The organism is Kitasatospora sp. NPDC056783, from assembly GCF_042789895.1.
Lineage (GTDB): Bacteria > Actinomycetota > Actinomycetes > Streptomycetales > Streptomycetaceae > Kitasatospora.
In genome coordinates this window covers 1-11,242 of sequence record NZ_JBHUAF010000284.1, presented here as the reverse complement: position 1 = coordinate 11,242, position 11,242 = coordinate 1, and the positions used below count along the sequence as shown (strand labels likewise).

Here is an 11,242-nt window from a genome sequence, read left to right as displayed (position 1 = left end):
ACGTAGCCCCGGCCGATCGCGATGATCGGCAGCAGCAACAGGCCGGCGACCTCCACGAGGACGAGGTCCATGGCCGGAATCGTCCCGCCCCGGCCGTCCCGCCCGGACAGTCCCACCCAGACCGTCCCGCCGCTCAGTACCGCACCTCCGCGGTGGCGCCCGCCGCGCGGAGTTCGGCCACCACCTCCTCCGCGAGGTCGGACGTCACGTCGTCGAGGAGGGTGACGGGCAAGCTGCCGAGCAGGACCTTGCCGTGCCAGAGGCCGAGCCCGGTCCGGCGTCTGATCACCTTCACGACCTCCAGGGTGTGCGGCCCCGAAGAGGTCAGCACGACGCGGATGGGCGGCATGTCACAGACCAGCGTGAAGGACAGGACCGCCATCACCGCTCCCTTCCCTCGACCACTGGTCCCGGCAACGTAGCCGCTCCCCCGACGCCCGGTCCACGGAGTTTCACCGCCCAACCGCACCGCGGGGCCCGCCCGTTCGCGAGCCCCGCGGCGGCCCCTGGGCCCCCGGACGCCCCATGACCTGCCTACCGACCGCCCGCCGCCTTCATGTAGGCGGTCCAGATCCGGGTCGGCAGCACCGTGTCGGGCACGTCCGGGGCGGTTCCGCCCAGGCCCTCCAGGGAGAGCAGTTTCATGTCCTTGAGGTCCGCCCGGAACACGGTGACCGCCGTCGACAGTCGCCCGTCGTAGCCGACGATCCACCCCGCCGTGCGGTCCGGTGTCGTGCCCGGCTTCGCGGCCAGGCCCGGGCCCGCCTCGGCCACCGCCTTGGCGGCGCCGTCCCGCACCGACCCCTTGAGCGCCGCGTCCACCTCGCCCGCGACGGCCGCCGGCAACGCCTGGACGGTGGCGGGAAGTTGCAGCGCCAGCGGTTCGCCGTTGCGGCTGATCGAGAGCACCGAGTACGGGTCGGCGTGCCGGCCCCCGGCGCCGAAGGCGGCGTACGCGTCGGCGGCGCGGATCGCGCTCGGGGTGGAGTTGCCGACGCCGAAGGCCGGCACCAACTCGCCCATGCTGCCGGGCAGGACGCCGAGGTCGGTGGCGGTCTTCTGCACCCGGTCCAGCCCGACGTCCATGCCGAGTTGCATCAGCGGCCCGTTGACGGACTGCTCCATCGCGCCGCGCAGCGTGACCTGGCCCCAGCTGCGCTTGCCGTCGTTGGCGGTCTTCACGATCTTCCCGTCCCGCCCCCAGTACGGCCCCTCCGGGGTCATCACGTTCACCCCGTCGTCGCCGTTGTACGTGGTCGTGGGCGTCACCGGGGTGCGGCCGCCGTCGCGCCGGCGCTGCACGCCCTCGCCGAGTCCGGCGGCGTACACCAGCGGGGTGAAGGCCGAACCGATGGGCACCGTCGTGGTGTTGGCGTTGTTGAAGCCCTGCTTCAGGTAGTCGGGGCCGCCGTAGAGCGCGACGATCCTCCCGTCCGGGGCCAGCGAGGCGGCGCCGACCTTCAGGAGCTTGTCGGCCTCCCGGTTGTCCGGGTCGATCCCCTTGGTGGCCTCCTGCACGGCGGCGGCGAGGGCGTCGACCCTCGGCTTCTCGAAGGTGGTGCGGATCTGGTGGCCGCCGAGGTCGAACTGGGCCGGGGTGATGTCGCTGTGGCCCTCCACGTAGGCCCGGGCCATGTCCACCAGGTACCCGACCTGGCCGCTCAGCCCCGCCGACTTGGGCTGCGGCCTGGGCTCGGGGAACACCGTGTACCGGGCCCGCTCGGCGGCGGACAGCTTGCCCACCTCCACCATCCGGTCCAGGATCCAGGACCACCGCTCCTCGGCCCGCTTGCGGTTCTCCGGGCCGGCCGCCGGGTCGTACTGCCCGGCTCCCTTCAACAGGGCCGCCAGGAAGGCGCCCTCGCTCGGGTCGAGTTCGGAGACGTCCTTGCCGTAGTAGGCCGCGGCGGCGCGCTGGATGCCGTAACTGCCGCGCCCGAACCAGCTGGTGTTCAGGTAGCCGGCGAGGATGTCCTGCTTGCTCATCCGGTCGTCCAGCTTGATCGCTATGACGATCTCGCTGAGCTTGCGGGAGACGTCCTGGCGCTGGTTCAGGTAGATGTTCTTGACGTACTGCTGGGTGATGGTCGAACCGCCCTGGGTGTCCCCGCCGGTGACCATCTCGGAGACCGCGCGGCCGATGCCCGTCACCGATATGCCCGGGTCCGAGTAGAAGGTCGCGTTCTCGGCGGCCAGCACCGCCCACTGCGCGGATTCCGGCACCCGGTCCAGCGGCACCTCCTGCCGGTTGGTCGGGCCGATCCGGGCCATCTCGGTTCCGTCCGCCCAGTAGTAGACGTTGTTCTGCTGGGTGGCGAAGGAGTTCAGGTCCTCCGGCACCTTGGTGGTCACGAAGAACCAGGCCAGCAGTCCGGTCAGCACCGCCGTCCCGGCACCGCCCAGCAGCAGCTGCTGCCGCCAGGACGGGAGCCAGCGGCGGACCCCGCGCCGGCCGCCGCGCGGGTAGTCGATCCGCGGTGACGGGCGTCGCCGCCGGCTCCCCGGGGACGGGCGTCGACGCCACGGAGCACGCCACCGCCGGCGCCCGGGCTCCGCCTCCTCGGCCCCGCCGCCGCCGTCTTGCTGAGCACGCACAGTCCAAGTCTCCGATTCGCTCGCGGCACTGACCCTCCACCGGATAGACGCGGGACACACCGCAGTACGTACGCATGCCGACGGTGTGATCATGGTCATACCGCGCGGTGACGCCGTGCCGACGGTCGTCCGCCGGGGCGCGGCGACGGCTCTCGGCCACCCCGGCCGACCGTCAGAATGGCGCCATGAGAATGATCCAGACCGCCCTCGGAGCGCTGCTTCTCCTGCTGGTCGTCGGCAGCATCCTGCGCACACTGGTCGTGCCGCGCGGGCTCTACTCGGCACTGGTGATGCGGCTCTGGCGGGTGTTGCGCACGCTGCTGAGACTCACGGCCCCGCGGTCCGGCGGCTACCAGGCACAGGACCGGGCGCTCACCTGGCTGGCGCCGCTGGTGCTGCTGGGCATGCTCGGGGTCTGGCTCGGCGGGATGCTGACCGCCTTCACCCTGCTGCTGCACGGCACCTCCGAGCTCGGCTGGTCGGTGTCCGTGCGGGAGGCCGGGTCCAGCCTGTTCACCCTCGGCTTCGCCAGCGGGGAGCGGCTCCAGCTCTCCGCGCTCGACTTCATGGCCGCCGCCGGCGGCCCGCTGGTGATCGCCCTCCAGATCGCGTACCTGCCGACCCTCTACGCCGCCTACCAGCGCCGCGAGACCGAGGTGACGCTGCTCCAGTCCCGGGCCGGCGAGCCCGCCTGGGGCCCCGAGCTGCTGGCCCGCCAGTCCCTGGTGGACACCGAGACGGCACTCCCCCAGCTCTACCGCGACTGGGAGCGGCTGGCCGCCGACATCGGCGAGAGCCACTCCAACTACCCGGTGCTGCTCTCCTTCCGCTCCCCGCAGCCCAACCGCAGCTGGGTGGTCGGCCTGATCGCCGTGATGGACGCCGCCGCCCTGCACCTGGCCCTCTGCCCGCGCTCGGCCCCGCCCGAGGCCCGGCTGGTGATCCGGGCCGGCTTCACCGCGATGCGCGACATCGCCCGGGCGCTGCGGTTCGACTTCGACGCCGACCCGGACCCGGACGTCCCGATCCGGCTGACCTACGCCGAGTACCTGGGCGCCGTCGCGATGATCACCGCGGCCGGCTTCCCCCGGGAGCGCCCCGTCGAGGAGGCCTGGGCGCACTTCCACGGCTGGCGGGTCAACTACGAGGCCCTGGCGTACGAACTGGCCCGGCGCAGCGACGCCGTCCCGGCCCTGTGGACCGGCCCGCGCGACTTCCGCGCCGCGGTCGTCCCCCCGGCCCGCCCCACCGACCGCCGCCCCTCCGCGGTCCTGCCGCCGCTCCCGCCGGACTGAGCCGCCGCAGGCCGCCCTTCACGCACGGCGAGGGCCCGGTCCTCGGACCGGGCCCTCGCGTGTCGGCGGCTCAGACGTCCACCGTGGCGCCGGTGGCCAGCGAGCGCTCGGCGCCGGAGAGGATCTCCACCACCCGCAGCCCGAAGTCCGCTCCGCAGGGGTGCGGTTCGCTGGAGGCGGCCGAGGCCCGGAGGGCGTCCAGCGCCCGGTGCAGGGCCGCGGCCGGGCCCTCACCGCGCGGGGGCAGCTGCGCCACACCGTGCTCGCCGCGCAGTTCCATGCCCGTTCCGCCCGCCGCGAGCGGCGCGGTCAGGCTGAGCGCGAGTGTGCTGGAGGCCCCGTCGGCGTGCCGGACCGTCAGGTGCACGGTGTCCAGCGGGCCTGCGGCCGCCGTCACCCGGGTCGCGTCGCCGAGCACCGGCAGCAGCACGGACAGCGCGTGCGGGCCGACGTCCCACAGCGCGCCCTTCTCCACGCGCCACGGCGAGGCGGCGTACGGGCTGGTGCTGCCGGGCGCGAACACCGAGCCGAGCCAGTCCGAGCGGCCGGTGAACCAGCCGCCCAGCTCCGTCTGCCGTTCGATCCACGGGATCTGCTCGCCGCCGAAGCGCACGGTGAAGAAGACCACCGAGGCGACCTCGTGCTTGCGCACCGCCTCGGCCACCGCCCGGGCGTCCGGCACGGTCAGCGCGACCGGCTTGTCCAGCAGCAGGTGGCAGCCGGCCTCGGCGGCGCGGATCGCGAGGCCCGGCTGCACGGTCGGGGGCAGCGCGATGGAGACCGCGTCCACCTCGGCCAGCAGCCGGTCGAGATCGGCGTACCCGGGCACCCCGTGGGCCGCGCCCAGTTCCTCGGCCGCCTCCGGCCGGCGGCCCCAGACGCCGGTGAACTCCAGCCCGGGGTGCTCGGCCAGGACGGGCGCGTGCACCCGCCCCGCCCAGGGGCCGGTGCCCAGCAGTCCGATCCGCACGTTCTCTCTCCGTTCTCAGGTGTGGCTCGCGTCCCGGCGGGGCTCAGGCCCGGACCCGGGCCGAGGGACTCAGTCCCGGACGCGGACCAGGGTGAAGCCGTCGTAGCCCTTGCTGCCGACGGTCTGCACCGCGGTCGCGCTGACCCTCGGCTCGGCCGCGATCAGCTCGTGCAGCGCACGGGTGCCGAGCACCGCCGGGTCGGTGCTGTCCGGGTCTGCGACCGCGCCGCCGCGCACCACGTTGTCGATGATGATCAGCGAGCCGGGCCGGGTCAGCTGGAGCGCCCGGCGGAAGTACTCCGGGTTGCTCGGCTTGTCGGCGTCGACGAAGACCAGGTCGAAGGGCTCGGCGCCCTGCTCCACCAGCTCGCCCAGCGAGTCGGCGGCCCGGCCCAGCCGTACCTCGGCGACCTCGGCCAGCCCGGCGGCCGCCAGGTTGGCCCGGGCGACCTCGGCGTGCCGACCGTCCAGTTCCAGGCTGATCAGCCTACCGTCCGCCGGCAACGCCCTGGCCAGCCAGATCGTGCTGTAGCCGCCGAGCGTGCCGACCTCCAGGATGCGCTTGGCGCCCTGGGTCAGCGCCAGCAGGTGCAGCAGCTTGCCCTGGTTGGGGGCCACCGCGATCTCCGGCAGCCCGGCCGCGGTGGCGGCGGCGGTGGCGGCGGCCAGCACCGGGTCGTCGCCGACCAGCTTCTCGGAGAAGTAGGCGTCCACGGCGTCCCACGTCGGCTGCGAAGCCATCGGGCCCTCCGGAGTGCGAGATCGGCTGGTACCCGGCCGATGCTACTCCGGGGGCCCGATGGCACCCGCGACGATCACTGTGGACTGCGGACGGCACTCGCGACGGCCGCTGTGGACGGCCGGTGGCGGGCGAGAGGTCAGTCGACGACCGGCTCCTTGGCCGCGGCCGCCGCGGCCGCCTCCTCCGCCTCGATCTTGGCGTGCGTCTTGGCGGCGCGGCGCTTCATGATCCACGCCGAGAGGGCGCCGATCACCACGGCCGCCCCCAGGCCCGCCCAGGAGAACCGGGCCAGCCAGGGCTCGATGGCCTTGCCGACCTTGAAGACCAGGAACGTCGTGCCGCCGGCCCAGACGATGCCGCCCAGCACGTTGGCGATCAGGAACTTCCAGTACGGCATCTTCAGCGCGCCCGCCAGCGGGCCGGCGAAGATGCGCAGCAGGGCGATGAAACGGCCGAAGAAGACCGCCCACATGCCCCACTTCTGGAAGGAGCGCTCGGCGGTGGCCAGGTGCGAGGGGCCGAAGTGCTTGGGGAACTTGCGCCCGAGCTTCTCGAAGAGCGGCTTGCCGCCCTTGCGCCCGATCGAGTAGCCGATCGAGTCGCCGATGATCGCGCCGGCGATCGCGCAGATCGCGACGCCCCACGGGCTCACCACGCCCTTGACGGCCATCAGGGACGCCGTGACCAGGGCGATCTCACCGGGCAAGGGGATGCCCAGCGATTCGAACCCGATGATCAGACCGATGACGGCGTACACCGCCGTCGGTGGGATCCCCTCGATCCAGGCGTCGATGTGCAAGGCCAGTCCCTCCGTGGCAGGACGGGACGGGCCCCGGCTCCCCGTGGAGCCGCGCGCCCGTCCCAAGCAGTTTGTCCGATGGCGACACCCAGGCCGCTCCCCCGCAACGAGCCTAACGTGCCGGGCGGCCTGTCCCCCTGGCCGATCACCCGTGGGTACGACGTACGCCCCTGGGCCATGGTTCCAGCTTGACCAGGGTTTTCTCAAGATTCGGCAAAGCGCAGCGCGACCACGGACGGACGCTGCTTGATCCGGCGTGCGAGCGGCAGCAGGGCTCGCAGCGGCCCGCGCCCGCCCTCCGGGTACACCTCGCGGACGTCGGTGACCGCCGGATGGGCGGTGGCCAGCTTGTCGCGCTCGTCCGCGTCCATGCCGAAGGGCATCGGCGGCACCTGGAAGTGCCGGTCCCGCAACGTGCCCTCGACGGCCCGCCGGCTGAACCAGTGCGGCACCGCGTCCAGCACCAACGCCCCGCCGGGGAAGCGCTCGGCGCAGGCCGCGATCAGCTCGCGGACCTCCTGCGGCCGCAGGTACATCAGCAGGCCGGCGGTGGTGATCAGCACCCCGTTCGCCGGGTCCACCTCGTCCATCCAGCCCGGGTCGGTGGCCGAGCCCGGGACGATCCGGTGCCGCTCGTCGGGCGGCAGCAGCCGCTCGCGCACCGCGGCGGTCTCCGGCAGGTCCACCGACAGCCACGCGGCCCGGCCGTTGTCGACCCGCCAGGCCTGGGTCTCCAGGCCGTCCCCGAGCCCGACCACGGTGCCGCGCGGACAGCGGGTCAGGAAGTCGGCCACCTCGCGGTCGAAGCAGGCCGCGCGCAACGCCTGGAACTGGCCCGTCAGCGCCCTCTCCCCGAACCGCGCCGCGAACGGGAAGTCGATCCGGTCGACCAGCTCGACCGCCTTCGGGTCGTGCAGCACGGTGTCCGGCCGCCGTGCCTCCACCGCCCGGTGCCACAGCGTCCACAGCGCCGTCTCCGGCACCGGTCCCAGCTCGGGCCGCTCCCCGCCGCCAACCATCGCTCGCTCCTTCGGACGTGGTCCCGTCGCCCCGTCGGCGGCGCGCCGCCGTCGTGGGCATGGATCCGCCGATTCTGGCACTCCGGAGGGGGCGCGCACCGGCCGACGCGCGACTCAGCCGATGCTGAACGCGCCGTCCGGCGGGGGCGGGGAGTCGGTGGCCTCGGCGTCGGTGACCGGAGCGGTCCGGCCGACCAGCTCCGCCAGGCCCTCCCCCTCGGTGAGCCGGGCCGGGAAGATGTCACCCGCGAGCAGCCGGGTCAGCTCGGCCACCGGCAGCGGCGCCGTCGAACCGGCCAGCAGGATGTTGCCGTACCGGCGCCCGCGCAGCACCGGGGCCTCCGCCACCAGGCAGACGTACGGGAAGACCGCCCGCACCGTGGCCGCCTGCGCCTTGGCGAAGGCCAGCGGCGGGCCGTCCGCCAGGTTCGCCGCGTAGCAGCCACCGGGGCGCAGCGCGGCCGCCGCCAGCCGCAGGAACTCCACCGAGGTGAGGTGGCCGGGGGTGCGCGAGCCGTGGAAGACGTCGGCGATCACCAGGTCCTGCGAGCCGGGCGGGACCTCGGCGAGGGCGGCCCGGGCGTCGCCGACGGTCGCGGTGATGTCCGCGCCGGGGCCCCGCCAGGGCAGTCGCTCGGCGATCAGCTCCAGCAGCGGCCCGTCCACCTCCACCACCCGCTGGCGCGAGCCGGGGCGGGTGGCGGCCAGGTAGCGGGGCAGGGTGAGCGCGCCGCCGCCCAGGTGCAGCGCGTCCAGCGGCCGCCCGGCGGGGGCGAGGGCGTCGGCGAGGTGGCCGAGGCGCCGGGTGTACTCGAACTCCAGGTGGGTCGGCTCGACGAGGTCGACGTACGACTGCGGGGTGCCGTCCAGGGTGAGCAGCCAGCCGCCGTCCCGGTCGAGGTCGGGCATCAGCTTGGCGAAGCCGAGGTCGGTCTGCCGGCCGACCGGCACCGGCTCGTCGGTCACGCGCTCTCCCCGACGGGCTCGGTGTCGGCGGGCTGGGCGGCGCCGGACTCGGTGTCGCCGGGCTGGGCGGCGGCGGGCTGGGCGTCGGCGGGCTGAGCATCGATGAGCGGGACGTCCAGGTAGGCGGCCAGCCAGTGGTCCAGCTCGGCGAACACCCGGGTGCGGGCCGCCTCGCCGGACAGCACCAGGTCGTGGACGCCGTCCTCGATCCGCACGATGGTGACGTGCCGGCCCAGTCGCGGTCCCTGCGCGGCGATGTCGTCGGCGCGCAGCACCGCGTCGGCCCGGCGCAGCCCCTCGTCCCACACGGTGGTGGAGATGGAGCGGGTCGAGGCCATCAGCAGCACCGGCACGTCGATGCCCAGGCCGGACCGCAGCCTCCGGTGCCCCTGGTGGATCGCCGCCAGCCAGCCCGCGTACATCGGGAAGCCCTCGGCGACCTTGAGGGTGAGGTCGAAGTCCCACTCGCCCTTGAAGTCCTTGTGCAGGCTGTGGACGTAGTGCGGGTTGAGGGAGGTCGGCAGGACGCGGGTCGGCGCCAGCCGCCCGAGCGCCGTGACGGCCGGGCCGCCGAAGGTGCGGACGGCGGGCGCGGCCGGCATCGACAGGAACGGGCTGTTCAGGAAGAGCCCGTCCACCACGCCGCGCCCAACCCGCCGGCCCGCCCACAGCGCGGCGATCAGCCCGCCGGTCGAGTGCCCGTTGAACAGCAGCTGCCGGTGGCCGTCCAGTTCGCGGATGATCCGGACCGCCTCGTCGATCTCCTCGTCGTGCTCGGTGAGGTGGCGCACGAGGTTCGGCGACTGGTGCGGGCGCAGCGAGCGGCCGTACTTGCGCAGGTCGAGGGCGTAGAAGGAGAACCCGAGCGCGGTGTAGTGGTCGGCCAGGCCGGTCTGGAAGAAGTAGTCGTTGTAGCCGTGGACGTACAGCACGGCCCGCTCCGACCCGGGCACCAGCCGCCGGACGAGCGTCGCGCACACCGCCCCTTCGTAGTCCGGCCGCAGCGTCAGCTCGGCCGCCTCGTAGGGGGCACCCAGGATGTCTTCACGGAACTCCATCTGCCGCCGCACCGTCCTCTGCTCCGTCTGCCGTGTGGGCAGGTGACCGCCCGTTCCACCACCGACGATACCGGCCGGTAGCCGCGCGGCGCACGACGGTTGCCGGTCAGTGGGCGGCCGGGGCGTCGGGCTCCGGCGAGGCGTCGGCCGCTTCGGACGGCGTCCGCGCCTCGGCGGCGTCGACGGCCGCGCCGACGACGCGCAGCGCCTCGGCCAGGTTGCGCCGGGCCCTGGCCTCGCCTTCGTGGTCCCCGACGGCGGCCAGGACGAGGATCGCCTGTCCGAGGGCTTCGACGGCCTCCGGGTAGCGGCCCAGGTCCATCAGCGCCACGCCGATGCCGTTCCAGTTGGCCGCCGCGCCCTGGTGGTGCTCGGTGTCCTGGCAGATGGCCAGGGACCACTGGTGCGCCTCAAGCGCCTCCTCGGAACACCCCGCATAGGAGAGGGCGTTCCCCAGGTAGTTCAGTGCGAGGGCCTCTCCGTGGCGATCGCCGAACTCCCGGAATTCGGCGAGGGCGAGGTCCGCGGCTTCGATCGCCTCCTCGAACCGGGACGTCTGCCACAGGGCGATGTTCAGGTTCGTCAGGACGCTGGCCGCCCGGTGGCGCTCGCCGAGTTCCCGGAAGAGGTCCCGGGACTGCTCCAGGACTTCGACCGCCCCGGCGAAGCGGCCCGTGTCACAGAGCACCTTGCCCGTGCCGGCCAGGGCGACCGCCTCCGCCACACGGTCGCCGGAGCCCCGACAGATGTCCAGGGCTTGGGCGAGCAGGTCCAGGGCCTCCTCATGGCGCTGCTGCTCTCCCAGGAGCACGCCGAGGTTGATCAGCACCGCGCCTTCGTCCTGATCCCCGCGGGCCCGATGGATGGCGAGGCCGTCATGGAGCACCTCGGCCGCTTCGTCGAAACGGCCGGCATGGCGCAGCGCGCTGCCGAGGTTCGCGCATGTCAGCGCCTCACCGGCCGAGTCGCCGAGGGATCGGTAGATCGCCCGGGAGTGGTGGTGCGCCTCGATCGCCTCCTCGAACCGGAGCGCGTGCGCCAATGCCAGGCCGTGATGGCTCGACGCACCCGCCACGGCACTCGGTCGACCGACCGCTCTCGACGCCGTCAGGGCGGTGGCCGTCACCGCGAGGACGTCGTCGGTGCGGAAGTGTCGGGCCAGGGAAGGCGCCACGGCCCGCGCGAGGGCCAGCACCGCCTCGAACCGCCCCGCTTCGGCGGCCGACTGGACGGTTGCCACCAGGTTGCCGTGCTCACGTTCCAGCCAGGCCATCGCGGCGGCGCGGTCCCCGAACCGGCCGGCGGAGGCCTCGTCCTCCACCTGGGCGGCGGCGTCGGCGGCCACGTCCACGTAGTGGGCCACCAGCCGGTCGACGGCGGCCTCGGCCTCCGCACCGTCCCGCTGGGCGTGCTCCAGGCCGTAGACCCGTACGAGGTCGTGCAGGTACCACCGCCCGCCCTCGGCGCCCTGCTCGATCAGGGCGGTTCCGGCGAGGCGGGCGAGACGGAAACGGGCTTCCCGGGGCTTGCGGTCGATGAGCGCGGCGACGGCGTCGGTGGCGATGTCGGAGCCGGGGTTGAGTGCCAACAGCCGGAATATTCGCGCCAGTTCGGGGTCGAGGCGGCGGTAGGAGCGGTCCAGGGTCAGCCGGATGCCGGTGTCACCGTCGTGCAGCAGGTCGAGGCGGTCGGCGTCGTCCGCCAGTTCGTCGGCGAGTTCGGCCGGGCTCAGGTGCCCGTCCAGGACGACCTGGGCGGCGGCGAGGCGCAGGGCGAGCGGGAGGTGGCCGCACAGCTC

10 protein-coding genes are annotated in these 11,242 nt (G+C 73.8%); 1 reads left to right on the top strand and 9 read right to left on the bottom strand.

Features of this window, described 5'->3' with window-relative positions:
- Positions 1-133: 133 nt before the first annotated feature.
- On the bottom strand, positions 134-382 hold the full coding sequence (locus ACFRMQ_RS30040) for a ribosomal protein L7/L12 (protein ID WP_380733818.1): 249 nt from the start codon (positions 380-382) through the stop codon (positions 134-136).
- Between the two features lie 152 nt (positions 383-534).
- Positions 535-2,694, bottom strand: a complete 2,160-nt coding sequence (locus ACFRMQ_RS30035; RefSeq protein ID WP_380733817.1) for a transglycosylase domain-containing protein — start codon at positions 2,692-2,694, stop codon at positions 535-537.
- Between the two features lie 86 nt (positions 2,695-2,780).
- Between ACFRMQ_RS30035 and ACFRMQ_RS30030 the strand changes: the two genes are divergently transcribed.
- Complete coding sequence (locus ACFRMQ_RS30030; RefSeq protein WP_380733816.1) at positions 2,781-3,890, top strand: hypothetical protein; 1,110 nt, start codon at positions 2,781-2,783, stop codon at positions 3,888-3,890.
- Between the two features lie 70 nt (positions 3,891-3,960).
- Here the strand turns inward: ACFRMQ_RS30030 and ACFRMQ_RS30025 are convergent, their stop codons facing one another.
- From ACFRMQ_RS30025 to ACFRMQ_RS29995, 7 genes are all read right to left on the bottom strand, one after another.
- On the bottom strand, positions 3,961-4,860 hold the full coding sequence (locus ACFRMQ_RS30025; protein ID WP_380733815.1) for a Gfo/Idh/MocA family protein: 900 nt from the start codon (positions 4,858-4,860) through the stop codon (positions 3,961-3,963).
- Positions 4,861-4,929: 69 nt separating this feature from the next.
- Positions 4,930-5,601, bottom strand: a complete 672-nt coding sequence (locus tag ACFRMQ_RS30020; protein ID WP_380733814.1) for an O-methyltransferase — start codon at positions 5,599-5,601, stop codon at positions 4,930-4,932.
- A gap of 137 nt (positions 5,602-5,738) precedes the next feature.
- A complete protein-coding gene (locus tag ACFRMQ_RS30015; protein ID WP_380733813.1) occupies positions 5,739-6,401 on the bottom strand; it encodes a DedA family protein in 663 nt (220 codons plus the stop codon).
- Between the two features lie 203 nt (positions 6,402-6,604).
- Positions 6,605-7,420, bottom strand: coding sequence for a class I SAM-dependent methyltransferase (locus tag ACFRMQ_RS30010; RefSeq protein WP_380733812.1), 816 nt, complete (start codon positions 7,418-7,420; stop codon positions 6,605-6,607).
- 114 nt (positions 7,421-7,534) lie between these two features.
- Complete coding sequence (locus ACFRMQ_RS30005; protein ID WP_380733820.1) at positions 7,535-8,329, bottom strand: spermidine synthase; 795 nt, start codon at positions 8,327-8,329, stop codon at positions 7,535-7,537.
- A gap of 53 nt (positions 8,330-8,382) precedes the next feature.
- Complete coding sequence (locus ACFRMQ_RS30000; RefSeq protein ID WP_380733811.1) at positions 8,383-9,444, bottom strand: alpha/beta hydrolase; 1,062 nt, start codon at positions 9,442-9,444, stop codon at positions 8,383-8,385.
- Between the two features lie 106 nt (positions 9,445-9,550).
- On the bottom strand, positions 9,551-11,242 hold a 1,692-nt coding region (locus tag ACFRMQ_RS29995; protein WP_380733810.1), incomplete at its 5' end, for a tetratricopeptide repeat protein.

Coding starts and splice junctions, on each gene's coding strand:
- ACFRMQ_RS30005 (WP_380733820.1), bottom strand. CDS start 8,329: ATGCCCGACCTCGACCGGGACGGCGGCTGGCTGCTCACCCTGGACGGC.
- ACFRMQ_RS30030 (WP_380733816.1), top strand. CDS start 2,781: ATGAGAATGATCCAGACCGCCCTCGGAGCGCTGCTTCTCCTGCTGGTC.
- ACFRMQ_RS30040 (WP_380733818.1), bottom strand. CDS start 382: ATGGCGGTCCTGTCCTTCACGCTGGTCTGTGACATGCCGCCCATCCGC.
- ACFRMQ_RS30010 (WP_380733812.1), bottom strand. CDS start 7,420: ATGGTTGGCGGCGGGGAGCGGCCCGAGCTGGGACCGGTGCCGGAGACG.
- ACFRMQ_RS30000 (WP_380733811.1), bottom strand. CDS start 9,444: ATGGAGTTCCGTGAAGACATCCTGGGTGCCCCCTACGAGGCGGCCGAG.
- ACFRMQ_RS30035 (WP_380733817.1), bottom strand. CDS start 2,694: ATGACCATGATCACACCGTCGGCATGCGTACGTACTGCGGTGTGTCCC.
- ACFRMQ_RS30020 (WP_380733814.1), bottom strand. CDS start 5,601: ATGGCTTCGCAGCCGACGTGGGACGCCGTGGACGCCTACTTCTCCGAG.